This is a genomic window from Polaromonas sp. P4_H1, assembly GCF_056400945.1.
Genome location: NZ_JBFUKG010000001.1, coordinates 117,252 through 135,186 on the forward strand (window position 1 = coordinate 117,252; position 17,935 = coordinate 135,186).

The 17,935-nt window shown below is 66.4% G+C and carries 16 protein-coding genes and 2 pseudogenes; 13 read left to right on the forward strand and 5 right to left on the reverse strand.

The annotated features are described in order from the left end of the window. The first annotated feature begins 490 nt into the window (after window positions 1–490). Genes AC1DS5_RS00560 through AC1DS5_RS00600 form a run of 9 tightly spaced genes read left to right on the forward strand, consistent with a single transcriptional unit; the run spans window position 491 to window position 10,314 of the window. Window positions 491–2,080 carry a GMC family oxidoreductase gene (locus tag AC1DS5_RS00560; RefSeq protein WP_477716301.1) on the forward strand — a complete coding sequence of 530 codons (1,590 nt, stop codon included), beginning with the start codon at window positions 491–493 and terminating at the stop codon, window positions 2,078–2,080. Window positions 2,081–2,121: 41 nt separating this feature from the next. Further along, window positions 2,122–3,624 carry an aldehyde dehydrogenase family protein gene (locus tag AC1DS5_RS00565; protein WP_477716302.1) on the forward strand — a complete coding sequence of 501 codons (1,503 nt, stop codon included), beginning with the start codon at window positions 2,122–2,124 and terminating at the stop codon, window positions 3,622–3,624. A gap of 32 nt (window positions 3,625–3,656) precedes the next feature. Further along, window positions 3,657–4,553: a SphA family protein gene (locus AC1DS5_RS00570; RefSeq protein WP_477716303.1), complete on the forward strand. Its 897-nt coding sequence runs from the start codon at window positions 3,657–3,659 to the stop codon at window positions 4,551–4,553. A gap of 14 nt (window positions 4,554–4,567) precedes the next feature. Then, on the forward strand, window positions 4,568–5,818 hold the full coding sequence (locus AC1DS5_RS00575) for an ABC transporter substrate-binding protein (protein WP_477716304.1): 1,251 nt from the start codon (window positions 4,568–4,570) through the stop codon (window positions 5,816–5,818). Window positions 5,819–5,834: 16 nt separating this feature from the next. Then, window positions 5,835–6,692: a branched-chain amino acid ABC transporter permease gene (locus AC1DS5_RS00580; protein ID WP_477716305.1), complete on the forward strand. Its 858-nt coding sequence runs from the start codon at window positions 5,835–5,837 to the stop codon at window positions 6,690–6,692. A 2-nt stretch (window positions 6,693–6,694) separates the two neighbouring features. Further along, the gene (locus tag AC1DS5_RS00585) at window positions 6,695–7,705 is read left to right on the forward strand and encodes a branched-chain amino acid ABC transporter permease (RefSeq protein WP_477716306.1); all 1,011 of its coding nucleotides are present in this window, start codon (window positions 6,695–6,697) and stop codon (window positions 7,703–7,705) included. Then, window positions 7,702–8,406 carry an ABC transporter ATP-binding protein gene (locus AC1DS5_RS00590; protein WP_477716307.1) on the forward strand — a complete coding sequence of 235 codons (705 nt, stop codon included), beginning with the start codon at window positions 7,702–7,704 and terminating at the stop codon, window positions 8,404–8,406. Before AC1DS5_RS00585 ends, AC1DS5_RS00590 begins: the two co-directional genes overlap by 4 nt. A 3-nt stretch (window positions 8,407–8,409) precedes the next feature. Continuing rightward, entirely contained in the window at window positions 8,410–9,111 is a 702-nt protein-coding gene (locus tag AC1DS5_RS00595) for an ABC transporter ATP-binding protein (RefSeq protein ID WP_477716308.1), read from the forward strand. Between the two features lie 12 nt (window positions 9,112–9,123). After that, entirely contained in the window at window positions 9,124–10,314 is a 1,191-nt protein-coding gene (locus AC1DS5_RS00600) for an ABC transporter substrate-binding protein (protein ID WP_477716309.1), read from the forward strand. A 25-nt stretch (window positions 10,315–10,339) separates the two neighbouring features. Here AC1DS5_RS00600 and AC1DS5_RS00605 read toward each other — a convergent pair whose 3' ends face one another. After that, window positions 10,340–11,317 (reverse strand): AraC-like ligand-binding domain-containing protein, encoded by a 978-nt coding sequence (locus tag AC1DS5_RS00605; RefSeq protein ID WP_477716310.1) that lies wholly within the window; start codon window positions 11,315–11,317, stop codon window positions 10,340–10,342. Window positions 11,318–11,347: 30 nt separating this feature from the next. Beyond that, entirely contained in the window at window positions 11,348–12,151 is an 804-nt protein-coding gene (locus tag AC1DS5_RS00610) for an IclR family transcriptional regulator (RefSeq protein WP_477716311.1), read from the reverse strand. 51 nt (window positions 12,152–12,202) lie between these two features. Between AC1DS5_RS00610 and AC1DS5_RS00615 the strand changes: the two are divergent. The 4 genes and pseudogenes from AC1DS5_RS00615 (at window position 12,203) to AC1DS5_RS00630 (ending at window position 15,828) form a co-directional block, all read left to right on the forward strand. Then, window positions 12,203–12,912, forward strand: a pseudogene (locus AC1DS5_RS00615) (MBL fold metallo-hydrolase). Window positions 12,913–12,934: 22 nt separating this feature from the next. Beyond that, the gene (locus AC1DS5_RS00620) at window positions 12,935–13,285 is read left to right on the forward strand and encodes a Bug family tripartite tricarboxylate transporter substrate binding protein (RefSeq protein ID WP_477716312.1); all 351 of its coding nucleotides are present in this window, start codon (window positions 12,935–12,937) and stop codon (window positions 13,283–13,285) included. Window positions 13,286–13,576: 291 nt separating this feature from the next. Then, on the forward strand, window positions 13,577–15,037 hold the full coding sequence (locus tag AC1DS5_RS00625) for an MFS transporter (RefSeq protein WP_477716728.1): 1,461 nt from the start codon (window positions 13,577–13,579) through the stop codon (window positions 15,035–15,037). Between the two features lie 2 nt (window positions 15,038–15,039). Beyond that, a complete protein-coding gene (locus tag AC1DS5_RS00630; protein WP_477716313.1) occupies window positions 15,040–15,828 on the forward strand; it encodes a class II glutamine amidotransferase in 789 nt (262 codons plus the stop codon). A 24-nt stretch (window positions 15,829–15,852) separates the two neighbouring features. Here the strand turns inward: AC1DS5_RS00630 and gshB are convergent, their stop codons facing one another. From gshB to AC1DS5_RS00645, 3 genes and pseudogenes are all read right to left on the reverse strand, one after another. Further along, window positions 15,853–16,809, reverse strand: coding sequence for a glutathione synthase (gene gshB / locus AC1DS5_RS00635; RefSeq protein ID WP_477716314.1), 957 nt, complete (start codon window positions 16,807–16,809; stop codon window positions 15,853–15,855). After that, window positions 16,806–17,042 (reverse strand): annotated as a pseudogene (locus tag AC1DS5_RS00640) (hypothetical protein); the annotation flags it as partial. The pseudogene AC1DS5_RS00640 and the gene gshB, both read right to left, overlap by 4 nt. A 66-nt stretch (window positions 17,043–17,108) precedes the next feature. After that, window positions 17,109–17,873 carry a 5'-methylthioadenosine/adenosylhomocysteine nucleosidase gene (locus AC1DS5_RS00645; protein WP_477716315.1) on the reverse strand — a complete coding sequence of 255 codons (765 nt, stop codon included), beginning with the start codon at window positions 17,871–17,873 and terminating at the stop codon, window positions 17,109–17,111. Window positions 17,874–17,935: the final 62 nt, after the last annotated feature.

Sequence of the window (17,935 nt, forward strand, 5' to 3'; positions counted from 1 at the left end):
AGTACTAGCGATTCAATCGCGCAAGCGGACACTCTCTTTTGTGCCTTCGTTGGTTTTCACCGTTTGGGTGAGAGCGCTATGCACCCGATTGCATCGCGCCCGACGCGCCTGGCTGCGTTGCTCCTCCTTGCGGGCAGTAGCCCGCCGCGTCGTCACCCTTGCAGGGCGCGGCTCAGTCGCAGCCTGAGCCCGTTCGCGCTGTCCACTGGCACGCAGGTGCCAGCGGAGCCGCAGCGCTCACCCTTGCCTGGCACGCCGATCACGGCGCACTCGGGCGCATCCAACTGCGGTTTCTAGGTTTAACCAACCCAGTGCAAGGTCTTGATAGACCCAACTCAACGGATCGCGATGCCTTTCATTGCCAGCTTTCTCTTACCTGCCCGAACGGGCACTTCGAATTGATCCAGCGCGCACTTGGCGCGCTTTCCCTTGAAACAGACCGGCAGCCGACCGATCATCCGCTCCCAATACAGCAAGAACGGAGACAGACATGGAGACTCAAGTTGCCGACTACATCGTGGTCGGAGCCGGCTCGGCCGGATGTGTGATCGCGCACCGCCTCGTCAAGGCAGGCCATTCAGTGCTGCTGCTCGAGGCAGGCCCGACCGATGCGAGCAAGTTCGTGAAGATTCCCGCGACCTTCGTTCGTGTCATTGGGACCGAGCGTTCGTGGGTCTACGAAACAGTCGCCCAGCCGCACGCCAACGGCCGCAAGATGTTCGTGCCGCAGGGACGAATGAATGGCGGCGGCAGTTCGCTCAACGCGATGGTCTACATCCGCGGCGCGGCCGCCGACTATGACGCATGGGCTGAGGCGGGCTGCAACGGCTGGGGCTGGAAGGATGTGCTGCCCGCGTTCAAGCGCGCCGAGAACAACATGCGCTTCTCCGGCGAGATGCATGGCACCGACGGACCGCTGCATGTCAGCGACACGAAGTACCGGCACCCACTGAGCCTGGCGTTCGTGAAGGCCGCGCAGGAGGCGGGCCTTCCGTACAACGACGACTTCAACAGCGGCACCCAGGACGGCGTGGGCTTCTACCAGACCACGACGATCAACGGCACGCGCGGCAGCACCGCCGCGACTTACCTTGCCGCGGTTCTTGGCGACCCGAAGCTCACTGTGGTGAATGGCGCCCATGTGCTGCGCGTGACCCTTGAGGGCGGTAATGCGACCGGTGTCGAGTACCGCCGCAATGACGGTGGCAGCGTGAAGGCGCTTGCCAACCGCGAGGTCGTGCTGAGCGCGGGTGCGCTCGCGTCGCCCAAGCTGCTGCAAGTCTCGGGCATCGGCCCCGGCGACCTGCTCCGCGACCTGGGCGTCCCGCTGCATCGCGACCTGCCTGGCGTGGGCGAGAACTTCCAGGACCATCTGGAGATCATCGCGCATGGCCTCTGCAAGGAGCCGATCAGCCTGCTCGGGCAGGACAAAGGCCTGACTGCGCTGAAGCACGGCGTGCAGTGGGAGCTGTTCAAGACTGGTCTTCTCACTTCCAACGTGGTGGAGAGCGGCGGCTTCGTTGATACAGCCGGCACGGGACGTCCCGATGTGCAGTTCCACGTGCTGCCCGTGCTGGTGGGCGACGTGGATCGCCCGATGCCGGAAGTGCACGGCATCTCCATCGACCCCTGCTTCCTGCGCCCGAAGTCGCGCGGGCGCGTGCGGGCCGTCAGCGCGAATGCCCTGGACCAGGCGCAGTTCGATGGCGGCTTCCTGTCGGTGCAGGAAGACGTCGATACGCTCGTGCGCGGCCTCAAGCTGGCCCGCCGCATCCTGCGCATGCCCTCACTGCGCAAGCTTGTCTCCGAAGAGCTTTACCCTGGCCCCCAGGAGCACATGCCCGACAGCGAACTGGAGCAGTTCGTGCGCCAGTACGCCAAGACCGTCTACCACCCCGTGGGCACCTGCCGCATGGGGAACGACCCGCTGGCCGTCGTCGATTCCGAACTGCGCGTGCATGGCGTCGGCCGGCTGCGTGTATGCGACGCGTCGGTGATGCCCACCATCTGCAGCGGCAACACCAACGCGCCCACCATCATGATCGCCGAGCGCGGCGCCGAGTTCATGCTCGGCCGCTGAGCGGTGCGAGTTTCCCTTCCCTCCAACCATCCCGCACCACCATGAACCCTAAAGACCTTTCCCAACAGGAGCTCGCACGCATCGGCTTCCTCTCGCGGCGCAGCTTCGAAAATTTTATTGACGGTGAATTCCGCGAATCCCGCAGCGGCAAGCGCATCGATGTCGTCGATCCTGCTTCGGAAATGATCGTGGCCGACACGCCCGACAGTGACCAGAGCGATGTGGATGCCGCTGTCGCCGTGGCGCGCCGGGCACTGGAAGACTCGGCCTGGTCCCGCATGCGGCCGGCCGACCGCGAGCGCGCGCTGTTCCGCCTTTCCCAGCTGATCGAAGACCACGCGGACGAACTGAGCGCGATGGAGACCCTGCAAAGCGGCAAGCTGCAGGGCGTCGCGCGCATGATCGACGTGGGATTTTCGGCCGAGTTCGTGCGCTACATGGCCGGCTGGGCCACCAAGCTCGAAGGCAGCACGCTGCAGCCCTCGATTCCGTTTCCTCCGGGGGCCCGCTATCACACCTACACGCAACGCGAACCGGTGGGCGTGGTCGGCGCGGTGGTGCCCTGGAACTTCCCGTTGGCGATCGCGCTTTGGAAAATCGCCCCGGCACTGGCGGCAGGTTGCACGGTGGTGCTCAAGCCGTCGCCCGAAACGCCGTTGACAGCGCTGCGCCTGGCTGCACTCGCCATGGAGGCGGGTATTCCCGCCGGTGCGCTTAACGTGGTCTGCGGCGGCGGAACGGCGGGCGCTGCGCTGTGCGCGCACCCCGGTGTCGACAAGATCAGCTTCACCGGCAGCACGCCGACCGGGCGCGCAATCGGGCACACCGCGGTCGACCGCATGGCGCGTTTCACGCTGGAGCTGGGCGGCAAGTCACCCATGATCGTGTTGCCCGATGCCGATCCTGTCGCCGCCGCCGCCGGCGCCGCCATGGGCATTTTCTTCAACCAAGGTCAGGTCTGCGCCGCGAGTTCACGCCTGTACGTTCACCGCAGCCTGTTCGACCAGGTCGTGGGCGAGATCGCACTTCAAGCCGAAGGGATGCGCATCGGTTCCGGCTTCGACGCCACGGCGCAGCTGGGGCCGGTGGTATCACGCCGTCACTTCGACCGGGTGATGGGTTTCATTGACCGTGCACGCCGCGAGGGAGCTACGGTACTGACCGGTGGGGAACGCGCACGCGATGCCGGCTGCTTCATCAAGCCCACCGTGTTCGTGGACGTGAATCCGGGCATGCAGGTTGTGCGCGAAGAGGTCTTCGGTCCCGTGCTCGTCGCCATGCCATTTGACGACGTGGAGGACGCCATTCGCCAGGCCAACGACTCGCCCTTTGGACTGACGGCCAGCGTGTGGTCGAACAACCTGTCGGCCGTGCACCGGATCGTCCCCCGCATCAAGGCCGGAACGGTCTGGGTCAACACCCACAACCTGCTCGACGCCAACCTGCCATTTGGTGGCTACAAGCAAAGCGGCTTCGGCCGCGACCTCGGTCGCGCTGCGATCGAGTCGTATACGGAATTGAAGAGCGTCTGCATGTCGGTCTGACGCACCGGCACATTAACAACTTAGGAGACAACATGAGAAAAACGGGAATACCCGCCGCAGTCGCGGCGCTGGTGCTGGCTTGTATCGCGCCCGCGGCGCAGGCCGGCGAGGGCGGCGGCTCCAGCTACAACGGCGGAGTCGAAAACTTTCTGACAGGGGCCGCACCGCCGCCTGGCTTTTATGTGCTGGGATACGGCAACGTGTACCAGGCCCGCAAGCTGAAAGACAACGCGGGCAACGACGTGCCGCTGCCGACTTTCAAGGTCGGGGCCGTCGCCGCCGCCACCCGTTTCGTCTGGTCCACGCCCACGACCGTGGCAGGCGGCAACCTGGTGCTGCATGCGATCGTGCCGCTGGTGAACCTGGACGTCGAGGTGCCGGGCGCATCGCAGAGCAAGACCGGGCTGGGCGACACCACCTTCGGCCCGGCGCTGGCGTTCCACCATTCCCCCAGTCTGCACAGCGTGGTCGGGTTCGACCTTGTCGCGCCGACCGGGAGCTATCGCAAAGGTGACCTCGCCAACATTGGACGAAACTATTGGTCGGTCCAGCCGATGTACACGATGAGCTACATCGATCCGGCCGGCTTCAATGGCGACTTCAAGCTCACTTTCAATCTGAACCGCCGCAACACGGCTACCGACTACCGCTCCGGCGACGAGGTCTACCTGGACTATTCGGCCGGCTGGGGATTCGGCAACGGCTGGGTGTTCGGGGCCGGTGGCTACGCGATGCGTCAACTGACCGACGACAAGAGCGCCGGTGTTTCCCTGCCCGGCAGCAAGGGCGCCGCCTTCGCGATCGGTCCGTCCCTGAAGTACGACAACGGCAAGGGCTGGTTCATCACGGCCAAGTGGCAGCGCGAAATGTCGGTGCGCAACCGCCCTGAAGGCAGCGCGCTGTGGATCAAGACCATCATTCCTTTCTGAACCGGAAGATCACCATGAAACAAACTTTCAAGACAATTCTCGTTGCCGCGGCCCTGGTGGCGGGCGGCAGCGCCATGGCGCAAGGCAAGCCCGTTTGCGGGCTGAACAACGGCAAGGCGGCGGCGGGTGAGCCGATCGCGCTGGGCGCCGTGGTCGGCAAGACCGGGCCCGACGACTTCAGCGCCTCGGCGCTGGCGGCCCAGGCGTACTTCAAGTGCGTCAATGCCAACGGCGGCATCAACGGCCGCCCGGTCGAGTTCACGATCGTCGACGACCAATGGAATCCCGAGGTGGCCGCCCAGGTCGCAGCCAAGCTCGTGAAGGACCGCAAGGTCGTCGCGATGGTGGGCAGCTCCAGCTTCGTCGAGTGCGGCGTCAACGCCAAGATGTACGCCCAGGAAGACGTGATGGTGATCGCCGGGGTCGGCGTGCCGCGCGAGTGCTTCTTCGCGAAGAACTACGTTCCGGTCAACACCGGTCCGCGCGTGTCCGGCACGCTGGTCGCGATGCACGCGGCGCAGCAGTACAAAGCCAAGCGGATGGTCTGCGTCATCCCGAACATTCCGAGCCTAGGCAACTGGGCCTGCGATGGCGCGAAGGACTGGGGTAAGGCCAACGGTGTCGAGGTCGACGTCATCGCCGTCGATCCCGGATCTCCGGACGCCACGTCCACGATGCTGCAGGCCGCGACGAAGAAGCCTGATGCCATCATCCTGAACCTGCCCAAGGGCATCATGGTGCCGATGCTCGCAGCGGCCGAACAACAGGGTCTCGCCAAAAAGATCCACTTCGTCAGCAGCACGCCCGCCTACAACTTCGACGTGCCCAAGACGATCGGCCCGGCGTGGAGCGGCAACTTCGACATCCACCTGGAGTTCATGCCTGTCGAGTCCGCCGGTAAGGACAACATGAACTGGAAGGCGACCATGGACGCCTTTGCTGGCAAGAACGACCCGCGCGACTCTTTCGCGCAGGCGGGCTACCTGGCTGCCCGCATCGCGACCGAGGCCCTGCTCAAGCTCGATCCTAAAAAGATCGACCGCGCCACTGTCAGTGCCGCGCTGCGCAATGTGAAGGGCTTCCAGAGCGACATCTTGTGCCGGCCGTTCTACGTCGGCGCAGGCGCCCGCCACAACGCCAACAGCAGCGGGCCCATCGTCCAGGTGAGCGGCAGCGGCTTCAAGCAGGTGAGCACCGGCTGCCTGATGGCCGCGGACCCTGAACTGGCCGACCTGCGCGCGCAGGAAAAGCAGCTGGGCTTTTGACCCATCCGGAGCCCCCATGTCTGAACTGTTGCCATTTCTGGTTTCCGGCCTCGGTGTAGGCGCGGTGTACGCGTTGTCGGGCGTGGGGCTGGTCGTCCTGTACCGTTCGTCGGGTGTGCTGAACTTTGCGTTCGGCGCGCTCGGCGCGCTCGCCGCCTATGTGGCGTGGTCGGCGCTGGATCGCGAGTGGCCGCTGGTGCTGGCCGCGCTCGCCGCGATTTCCGCCGCCGTTGCGATCTCTTTCGCCTACGGACGCCTGCTCGCTCCCCGCCTGGCCGCAAGCGACCCGACGGTGCGCTCGATCGGCACGCTGGGCCTCGCGCTCGTGCTGCTCGGTTTCACCGAATGGTTCTGGGGCGAGCAGCCGCGCAGGCTGGTGCTGCCGACGGACAGCGGGGCGATCGAGCTGGCCGAAGTGCGTCTGACCTACACGCGCGTGGTCGGCTTGGGCGTGGCCGTGTCGATGATGGCCGCCGTGGGCTTGCTGCTCGCGCGCACCCGCATCGGCCTGGCGATGCGTGCGTTGGCGGACCAGCGCGGACTGAGCGCCATCCTCGGCATCCGCGTGCTCCAGGTCGATACCGCGGCCTGGGTGATCTCCGGCGCGTTTGCCGGCGTGTGCGGCCTGCTGCTGGCCAACATCGTGCGATTGCAGGCCACGGTGCTGACCTTCCTCGTGATCCCTGCGTTCGCCGCCGCCATCATCGGCCGCCTCTCTTCCCTGCCCGCGACTGTTGCCGCGGGCCTGGCCATCGGAATCCTGGAGGCGGTTACCGTGCTGCTGCCCGGGTTCTCGCCCTTCAGGGCGGCCACCCCCTTTCTCATTGCGCTCGCGGCCATCGTGCTGTGGCGCGACGCATCCCGCAAAGCATAAGCATGACTCTTCCCAATTCCCTCCGGCGGGAGCGGCGTGCCGCCCGCCACAGCCTTGCACGCATGGTGCTCTTCGTCCTGGCCCTCGGCGCGCTGCTGCCCTGGATCGCGAACGCCTACTGGATCAAGACGCTGACCTCATCGCTGGCGCTGGCCATCGCCACCGCGGGCGTGTCCTTGCTCTACGGGCAGCTGGGCCTGGTGAGCCTGTGCCAGTACGCCCTGCTGGGTGCGGGAGGCTGGGTCGCGTTGCGTGTCGGCCATGGACTGCAGTGGCCGTTCGAAGCCTGCGTGCTAGCAGGCGGGCTGTCCGCCGGTGTCCTCGGCATGCTGGCCGGCCTGCCGGCCCTGCGCTTGAAAGGCCTTTACCTGGCCCTGGTGACACTGATGCTCGCCGGGGGGGTCCAGGTGGTGGTCAGCGCGACGGGCTTTCCCGATGGTGGCCCGGGTTGGCTCGGGCGCATCACCGGCAGCGAAAGGTTGCTCATGCCCCGGCCTGCGATGGCGCAGGACGAGGGCGCTTACCTGGCCTACGTCGCTGCCTGGCTGGCGGCGATGCTCGCCGTCATCGAACTACACCGCCGCACGCGCGCCGGCCGATCATGGGCGCTGATCCGCCGGGGCGAGGCGGCGGCCGAGGGCGCGGGCGTCAACGTGCTGCTCTACCAGACGTGGGCCTTCGGTCTCGCAGGTGTATGCGCCGGTGTGGCCGGCGCCTTGCTGGCGGGCGCGGTAGGCCAGCTGGACGGCCGCGCGTTCGCGGCCAGCGAATCGGTGATGCTGTTTGCGCTCACGCTGATCGGCGGCGCCTACCACTGGGCCGGCGCGCTGGTGGCCGGCCTGCTCTTGCGGGCGGTGCCGTCGCTGTTGGTCGACCTGGGCGTGAACGGCTACCTCGCGATGATCTTCTTTGGCGCCGCGCTCCTGCACGCACTCATCACAGCGCCGCGCGGATTGGTCGGCCAATGGATGGCGGCAATTTCCAGCATGCGTGCCGCAAGGAGGGCACCATGATCGACATTCGCGGCCTGACCGTCGCGTTCGGCGCCGTCACCGTCATCGACGGGCTGGACGCCGTGTTCGACGCGCCGGTGTGCGGGCTTATCGGTCCCAACGGCGCCGGCAAGACCACCCTGGTCAATGTTCTCAGCGGCTTTGTCCGTGCCAAGGCGGGTGAGGTGCACATCGACGGCGCACCCCTTCTGGGCTTGAACACCGCCCGCCGGGTCCGGCTGGGCCTGCGCCGGTCGTTCCAGACCGAGCAGGTGGTAGAAGACCTCAGCACCTGGGACAACGTGCAAGCCATGCTCGACCACGTGCCGCACGCACTGGGTGACGGCCAGCGCCAGGTCCATCGCGCCCTGGAGCACACGGGCCTGCTGGACTGCGCGGCCACGCCCGGGGGTGAGCTGGACCTGTTCCGGCGCCGCATGGTCGAAGTGGCGAAGGCGCTCGTCGGCACGCCCCGGCTTATTCTGTTCGACGAGCCGGGCGCGGGACTGGACGAGCGCGAATCGCGCGTGCTTCGCGATGCGATCGCCGCCATCCCCGTACAGTTCGGCGCCCAGGTCCTGCTGATCGACCACGACGTGGACCTGATCGCGAACCTGTGCACGCAGACGCTGGTGCTCGACTTCGGCAAGCGGCTCGCGCTGGGGCCGACGCGCGCCGTGCTCGACGACCCCCTCGTTCGACAAGCCTATCTCGGAAGCTGATCCATGCTCGAAGTCCGTCAACTCCATATTTCCCGCGGCGGAAAATCCGTCGTCCACGGTGTCGATCTCGACGTCGCGCCCGGCGAGATCGTCGCATTGCTCGGCCCCAACGGCGCCGGCAAGTCGAGCATCGTGCTCGCGCTGACGGGCGCCATCCCGCGATCGCAGGGACACGTCCGCATGGGCGGCACCACGCTGCATGGCCTGGCTCCCGACGCGGTGCGCAGGGCGGGGCTCGCCATCGTGCCCGAGGGCCATCTCCTGCTCGGCAGCCTGTCGGTCCACGACAACCTGCGTGCGGCGGCCCTGGTGCTACCCGCCAACGAGGTCGAGCCTGCGATCGAGCGCGTGCTGATGACTTTTCCCGAACTGGTGCCCAGGCTCGAACACCTGGGGCGTTCCCTTTCCGGGGGGCAAAAGCAGATGGTCTGCATGGCGCAGGCGCTGCTGGCGCGGCCCCGCGTCCTGGTGGTCGATGAACTGTCGCTCGGTCTCGCCCCGCTGGTGGTGAAGCGGCTGGCCGACGTTCTGCAGAGCGTCGCGGCGGAGGGTGTCGGCGTATTGCTGATCGAGCAGTTCACCACGCTGGCGCTGAGACTCGCGCAACGCGCCGTCGTCCTGCAACGGGGTCGGACCGTATGGTGCGGCCCGGCGAAAACGCTGCGTGATGAGCCCGAAATTCTGCAAGCGAGCTATCTGGCCTGAAGGAGAAATCCAATGATTCGATGCAATCTGCCTCGCTGGCAAAACCTGGCGTGGCGCGTGGCGGGGTGTGCGGCGGTGTCAGCGCTTATCGCTCTGCCCTGCGAGGCTGCGGGCGGGGCCGCGCGCAACGTGCCCATACGCATAGGCTCGGTGAGCAGCTTGACTGGTTCGGCGCGATTCCCTGAGTCGAGTGCCGCCGTCCGCGCTTACTTCGACTCTGTGAATGCCAGCGGGGGCATCCGGGGACGACAGCTGGAATTGATCGTCGAGGACGACAAGGGTGACGCCGCTGAAGCCCGGAATGCGGCCCGGCGGCTGGTCGATGAGCAAGGCGTGCTGGCGATGGTCGGCAGCGCCAGCATCGTGGACTGCGCCAGCAACGCGGAGCACTACCAGCGTTCGGACGTAATGTCGCTCCAGGGGACTGGCGTCGAGCCGGAGTGCTTCGCCGCCAGCCATGTGGTGCCGGTCAACACAGGACCCTACCTGTCGGTGCGCAATGCCCTGCAGTTCGCGCGCGAGTCCCTGAAGGCCTCCCGGCCCTGCGCCATCATTCTCGACATTCCGGGGGCCCGCGCGACTTTCGACGACGTGATGCGGGATTGGAGCCGCGAGAGCGGCGTCGGCATGGCGCATGTGGCTCGGTTCGGCCCGGGAGCGGACATTGAAGCCTTGGTCAAGCAAGCCGTCGCCAGCCGTTGCGACGCGGTGGTGCATACCGGGGTCGAGCCCATGGTTCTTGAATGGGTGCGCGCGGTGCAGCGGCTCGGCGTCCTAACCGGCGTGCCGACCATCTTCCTCGCGCCAGCCTATACCGAACGCGTGGCCGCGGAACTGCATGCAGCCAAGCTGCCGATCTATTGCATGGCGGAGTTCGAACCCTGGTCGAGCCGCTCCCTCTCGCTGACGGACTGGCGCGGCATGATGCAGCGCGCCAAGGTGCCTCCTTCATCCTTCGCGCAGGGTGGCTATGTCGCTGCGCAGGTGCTGGTGCGTGCGCTGCGCGGCATCGAGGGTGAACTCTCACGCCAGCGCGTCAGCGCCGCATTGCGGTCCGTGGCGAACCTCGACCTGACCATGGTGGGCACGCGAATCAGCATCGGCGCCAGCATCCGGCACAACCCGAACCGGGCCACCCTGCCGATGAAACTGGAGAACGGCACCTGGCGCATCGCCAGTGCTTTCTGGGTCATCGCGCCCTGACGCGGGCGGCTCGCGTCAGGGTCGCTTACTGGACGACAGCGCTGCGGCGCGAAGCGGCGGCCAGGCGCTGGTACTCGCCTGGTGTCATGGCGTATCGCTGCTTGAAGATGCGGCAGAAGTGGGCGCTGCTCTTGAAGCCCCAGGCAAAGGCGATCTGCGCCGCGGATCGGCCCTCGTTCGCTTCATGCATGAGTGCTGCGTGGCAGTGCTCGAGCCTTGCATTCCAGATCTGCCGCTCCAGGCCGATGGGGTCGTCTTCGAACACCCTGTGCAGGTAGCGCTTGGAACAGCGCAACGCATCGGCGATGCCCTGGATGCTCAGGCCTGGCTCGCAAAGGTGGCCCTGGATGTACTGCCGCACGCGCAGCTTCAGGACAGAGGGCAGGGGAACGGGCTCGCCGATGCGCCGGTAGGTCTCGGCCAGCGTCGAGCCGAGCAGCCCCATTACCGATTCGCTGATCGCCTGGCCCACGCCGTCGGGCAGGCTGGGCAATTGCTCACTGAGCGCACGCAGGTAGGTGCCGAAAACGCCATGCAGGCCGGCCACATTGTCGTGGCCCATCTGGCCGGCCAGCGGGCCGGAAAGCTTCAGGCCTGAAAGGAGCGCGCGCGGCACCTGAGTCACCAGCAGCGTGCAGCGTTCGGGGTTGGTAATTGCGTAAGGAGTGCGAGGGTCGTAAAGGATCCACTGACCAGGCGAAAGCTCCACGCGGCGGTGCTGTTGCTCGACGATGCCGCGTCCGCAGACCTGCAGGACCAGCTTGTAAAACTCGTCGGTCGGGAGCTCCCCGCAAGTGGTGTCGCGCGCAACGTGATGCGCCGGCCCGGTGATGCTGAACATGCGCAGAGCGCCGACGTCGTAGGCATCGAGGGATGCATCGAGCGGTTCGTCGTCCAGGCTCGACACCTTCAGGCGGCCAAAGTACCGTGTGTTGATGCTGCTCCATGCAGCGGCACGCTCGCAGACGAACACGCGGTTTGTTGACCAGTGGCTAGTACGCATGGTGATCTCCAGGATCGCGGACGGGGCAGTCTATGTGAGCGAACGATGGCCCAGTTGCACGGAAATCGCCGCCGCCGCGCGCTTGACGGCGGCGGCCATCGGCGACGACCAGGCGGCGGGCACGTGGTCCTGGTGACCGAGCACGGTGATGACCAGGGCGGGTTCGCCGTCATGGCCGAACACAGGCGCGCTGAACGCGTTCACTCCAGGGATCGGGCGGCCGACAGCGCGCGTGCAGCCATGGCTGGCCAGTTCATCTTGCGCCGGCGCCAGCTTGGCCCGAAGCCCGGCTGCGTTCACGCGCGCCGGTGGGCCGTTGGCAGCCAGCGCATCACCGGCCAGGGCGTCGGCGATGCGCTCGGTTCGCAGCACGCCTGCGAACGCGCGGCCGGTTGCCGTGTTGAAGATCGACATCACGGTGCCGGCGCGCATCGTCACGTGCAGCGGCTGGCGTGCGTCGATCATCCGGATCACCGTGGGCCCGAAATTGCCCCAGATCGCCAGCGCGACCGCCTGCCCGGTTTCGGCGGCGAGCGCCTCGGCGACCGGACCGGCGGTACGCACCGGGTCATATTGATGAAGCGCCGTGAGCCCGAGTTGAAGCGCTGCCGGTCCCAGCGCGTAGCGGCCGGTGGCGTTGTCCTGCTGCACCAGGCCCAGGCGGCCGAAGCTCACCAGGTATGGGTGCGCGCGCGAAGGCGGCAAGGCCGCGCCAGCGGCCAGGTCCTTCAGCAACATCGGCTCCAGGTGACCCGCCAGAGCCAGCAGCAGCCGCCCGCCCACCTCCACCGATTGCACGGCCCGCTGCGATTTGTCCTCGTCATGTGTGTCCATGCTCCATCCTAACAAATTGATTTGACAATGGCAAATTAATGCGGAAACCCTATGCGTACCAAATCCTTTGCCAGCCACGCCGACACGCAGGAGAAGCCGGTCACTTTTGAACAGCTCTCCGAACATGCGTGGGCCTATACGGCCGAGGGAGACCCCAACACCGGCATCGTGATCGGCGACGACGCGGTGCTGGGCCGACACGCAGGCCACGCCAGCGATGGTGGCGGACGTCGTTTGGCGAATCCGCGAGGTGACGGACAAGCCGATCAAGTACGTCGTGCTCACCCACTACCACGCGGTGCGCGTGCTCGGCGCGAGCGCCTACCACTCGCAACAGGTGCTGGCCAGCCAGGACACTTACGACCTGATCGAACGCGGCGAAGCCGACAAGGCCAGCGAAATCGGCCGTTTCCCGCGCCTGTTCCGCGACGTGGAGAGTGTGCCTGCGGGCCGGACATGACACACCATGACCTTCACGGGCAAGATGACGCTGTGTCTGGACAAGCTGGAGGTCCAGCTGCTCCAGCGGGAACGTGGCCAATGTATACGCCAGCGTGCAAGCCGGCGCCGGCAAGGACCTGAAGACCGTCTACCGCGAAACCTACGACAAGCTCAAGGCGGTATGCGGCCACTGGGTGATCTTCGACCACTGCATGCCCTTCGACGTCACGCGCTGCTACGACGAGGCCACCCAGTACCCCGATCCGCGCATCTGGACTGCCGAGCGCGACCAGCAGATGTGGGAAACGCTGGAAGGTTGACGCGCCCGCGCGCCATCCGGTGGTGGTGGTTGGCGCCGGCCCGATGGGCCTGGCGCTGGCCATAGGCGTGGCGAGCGCCCAGCGCATCGCCACCTTGCCCGAGGTGCCGACGCTCGCCGAGCAGGGGCTGACCGGCTTCGAGGCCTACGCATGGCAGGGTCTTTCGGTGCCCGCCGGCACGTCGCCCGAAATGATCGCCAGGCTCAACAAGGCACTTGTCGAGGCCCTCAACTCGACCACGGTCAAGGCACGCTTTCAGGCGCTCGGTGTCGAGGGCCTGCCCGGTACGCCGGCGCAGATGGCCAGCTACGTCAAGAGCGAGCGCGAGCGCTGGGGGCGGTTGATCCGCGACAACGGCATCAAGGTTGACTGAACATACGGAAATAGCTCTGCGGCGCCTGCCCTGATTGCACATCCGGGCCTGGAAATACCAGCCGTTCCAGCCCTTCCGCGCGAAGTTCGAGCGCGCCCCGCGCCAGGCGCATCGGGCCGGGCGAAGTCAGCGAATCGGTGCTGGGCCAAGGCCGTACCCATGGCATAAGAGCCGCAGGCCTCCTCCGTCCCGAAGCCCGGACAGCGACGCAGGCAGCTGGCACAATCGGTTGGCATACATCCGACGGATCTTTTTGTGACCGCCCCCGCCGCCCCCTCCTCACTCGCCGACATGCAGGCGCGCTACGGCCCGCGTTATCGCTGGCTGTTGCTGCTGTCGGTGATGATAGGCACCATGGCCTCGATCATGTCGTCGACCATCGTCAATGTGGCGATTCCCGACATGAGCCAGCATTTCACGCTGGGGCAGGAGCGTGCGCAATGGGTCAGTTCCGGCTTCATGGCGGCCATGACGGTCTCCATGCTCACCACGCCGTGGCTGCTGGCGCGCTATGGCTACCGTCGCACGTACGCCGGCACCATGCTGCTGCTGATGACCGGCGGCATGGTCGGCGGCCTGGCCAACAGCTTTGGCCTGGTGCTGGGTGCACGCGTGGCCGAGGGGCTGGCCGCCGGCATCGTGCAGCCGATTCCGGCCATCATCATCATGCGCGCCTTCGGCCCGCACGAGCAGGGCCGCGCCAGCGGCCTCTTCGGCATGGGCGTGGTGCTGGCCCCGGCCCTGGGGCCCAGCATCGGCGGCATCCTCGTCGACCTGTTTGGCTGGCGCTCGATTTTCTTCATGGTGGTGCCGCTGTGCCTGGTGTCGCTGTGGATGGCCTGGCGCTATGTGCCGGTCACCGCCCCCGGCGGCGTGGCGGCCAACCGCAACGGTGCCATGATTGACTGGCGCGGCCTGCTGCTGGCCGCCGTGGGCACGCTGTGCCTGCTCAACGGCATGGTGGAACTGCACGGCGGCAACCGCCTGGCGGCGCTGGGGCTGCTGGGCGCTGCAACCGCGGCGCTGCTGGTGTTTGTCGGATGGCAGCGACGCATGGGCGCCGCGGGCGGCACGCCGCTGATGAACCTCGCCCTCTTCGGCTACCGCCCCTTCGCCATGGGCAGCATCGTGGCCTTTATTTACGGCACGGCGCTGTTCGGCTCCACCTACCTGCTGCCGGTGTACATGCAGCTGGGCCTGAACCTGTCGGCCTCGCATGTGGGCACCATCCTGTTGCCCGCCGGCCTGGTGCTGGCCGCCACCATCGCCGGCGTGGGCCGGCTGGCCGACCGGCACCCGACCTGGCTGCTGGTCAGCATCGGCCTGGCCCTGCTGGCCGCGTCGTTCGCGCTGATGCTGAGCGTGACCCTGGCGTCGGCGCTGTGGCTGCTGATGCTCTGGGCGACGCTGGGCCGCATCGGGCTGGGCTTCATCCTGCCCTCGCTGAACCTCGGCTCGCTGCGGCCCCTGCATGAACACCTGCTGTCCCAAGGCGCCAGCGCCATCAATTTCCTGCGCATGCTGGGCGGTGCGATCGGCGTGAGCCTGTGCGGCATTGTGTTGGAGTCGCGCCTCGCCGCGCATGGCGATTCACTGGCCAACCCCGTCGGCAGCGCCGCGCGGCTGGCGGCCTTTAACGAGGCGTTTTTGATGCTGGCCGCCCTGTGCGCGCTGGCCATGGTGGCGGCCTGGCAGCTGAGGACGCCGGCGCCCGTGCCTGCGTCCTTGCCCGAACCCTCGAAGGCGGACTGACCATGTGCCAATTGCTGGGCATGAACTGCAACGCGCCGACGGACGTGACCTTCAGCTTTCGTGGTTTTGCGCAGCGCGGCGGGCACACCGACCAACACACCGACGGCTGGGGCATTGCCTTTTTTGAAGGCTCGGGCCGTGCAGACAGTGACAAGGGCCTGCGCCATTTCGTCGACCACCAGCCGGCCTGCGAGTCGCCGGTGGCCGACCTGATTCGCCGCTACCCGATCAAAAGCCGCAACGTCATCTCGCACATCCGCAAGGCCACGCAGGGCCGCGTGGCGCTGGAAAACTGCCATCCCTTTGTGCGCGAGTTATGGGGCCGCTACTGGGTGTTTGCGCACAATGGCGACCTGAAAGATTTCGCGCCGCGGCTGCATGGCAGTTTCCGGCCTGTCGGCACCACCGACAGCGAGCGGGCTTTTTGCTGGATCATGCAGGAGCTGGCCAAATCCCACGCCGGCGTCCCCAGCGTGCAGGAGCTGAGCATCACGCTGCGCGAACTGGCGGCGCAGATTGCACCCCACGGCACCTTCAATTTTTTGATGAGCAACGGGCAGGCGCTGTGGGCCCATGCATCGACCAGCCTGTACTACGTGGAGCGCCGCCACCCGTTTACCCATGCCACCCTGAGCGACGAAGACGTGAGTGTCAACTTTGCCGAGCAAACCAGCCCGAGCGACCGGGTGGCCGTGGTCGTCACGGCGCCGCTCACCACCAACGAAAACTGGACGGCTTTTGCCCCCGGTGAACTCAAGGTGTTCGAGAACGGGGCCCTGGTGAACGCCTGAGCAGCGCTGGCGGCGCCTTGCCTGTCAGTTCTTCAGCGCCTGCTCCAGGGCATCGATGAACATCGCTGCGACATCAAAGCCGGTCTGGTCGGCGATTTCCTGGAAGCAGGTGGGACTGGTGACGTTGATTTCGGTCACGTAGTCGCCAATCACGTCCACACCGGCCAGCAACAGGCCGCGCGCAGCGAGCACCGGGCCCAACGCCTCGGCAATTTCGAAGTCGCGCGTTGACAGGGGCTGTGCCACCCCCAGGCCGCCGGCGGCCAGATTGCCGCGCACCTCGCTGCCTTGCGGGATGCGCGCCAGACTGAAGGGCACCGGCTTGCCGCCAATCACCAGCACACGCTTGTCGCCCTTGGCAATCTCCGGCAGGAACTTCTGCACCATCACGCTCTGCGCGCCGTTTTTGTTCAGCGTCTCGGTGATGCTGCCCAGGTTCAGGCCGTCTTCCTTCACGCGGAAGATGCCCATGCCGCCCATGCCGTCAAGCGGCTTGAGGATGATGTCCTTGTGTTCGGCGTGAAAGCGCTTGATGTCGGCTGCGCTGCGCGTGACCAGCGTCGGCCCGCTGAACTGCGCGAACTCCAGAATGGCGAGCTTTTCAGGGTGGTCGCGCAGGGCACGCGGCTTGTTGAAGACGTTCGCCCCCTCGCGCTCGGCCTGCTCCAGCAGGTGCGTGCTGTAGAAATATTCGCTGTCAAACGGCGGGTCCTTGCGCATCACCACGGCATCAAAACCTGCCACAGCCACGCGCCCGTCGGGCCGCGCCGCGTCTTGCGCAAACCAGTCATCGGCGTCGCCCGTCAGCGTGATGTTATGCACCTGGGCTGTGACCCTGGCACCGGTTTGCCAGCTCATGTCCTGCGGCTCGCACGCGCTGATGCGGTGCCCGCGGCGCTGCGCTTCCCGCATCATGGCAAACGTGGTGTCTTTGTAGATCTTGAAAGATGCCAGCGGATCGGCAACAAAAAGTAGGTTCATGGCGTGGAGGTGGTCAGTGAATCGGCTGCCGGCCGCGGCAGGGGCGGATGGCGCTGTTGCCCGTATTGTTGTACAAACAGCGCCATCGCGCCGGCGACCCCGCCCGACAGCGTCACGAGAAATGTGATAAGCGCGGCTTCACGATGGGACTCGTCCCGGACCGCGGCCGCCAGGCCGGCAATGGCCGCCACCAATTCCTTGGGAAAGGCGGTCAGCAAACCGGTGACGGCCGCGAGGTTGAGGTCTTTGAAGAATTGCATCCCTGGAATTCTGAATACGACCGCAAGCAGCGATTTTATTTATAGCGACATCAACAAGCGCTCAACAATCACATGGGCGTAATGGCGCGCCACTTCTTTCACAAAGCGCGGGAAATCGACGTGGGCGCTGTCGTCTGCGCGATCCGAGATCGTGCGCACTGCGGCAAACGGCACACCATAGTCATGGCAAACCTGTGCCACGGCGGCACCTTCCATTTCCACTGCCAGCACATCGTGGCCGGCAGCGGCCAGCGCCGCGCGCAGTGCGCCGGATTCCTCGGCGCCGGAGACAAACCGGTCACCGCTGGCCAGCAGGCCCCGGTGGACGCGGGCACCCGGAAATGCCTGGCTGGCGTGGCCACTCGCCAGCGCCGCGCAGGCGGCATCGAACAGCAGGGCCGTCAAGGCGGGATCACCTTCGAAACGGGCTTTGCCGTACAGCGGCACTTCGTAACGCGGAAAGAGCGGCGAGGCATCCAGGTCGTGCTGGACAAAATCGGTGGCCACCACGACATCGCCCACCTGGACGCCAGCACCCAGGCCACCCGCCACGCCGGTAAACACGATACGGCTGACCCCGAAGCGCTCGATCAGCGCCGTGGCGGTGGTGGCCGCGGCGACCTTGCCGATTTTTGACAGGGCCAACACCACCGGCCGGCCATGCAGGTCGCCCAGCCAGAAGTCACGGCCCGCATGCGTCAGTTTGTGCGGCTGCTGCAGCAGCTCCATGAGGCCGTGCTGCTCCTCAAGAAGGGCGCTGAGGATGGCAATCGGTGCTGCGGCAGGACGGGCGGTGGGTGGCATGGGCAGATTTTGCACACAAAGGCCGGGGCAAGACGGCGCGGACATAAAAAAGGGGCGACTTT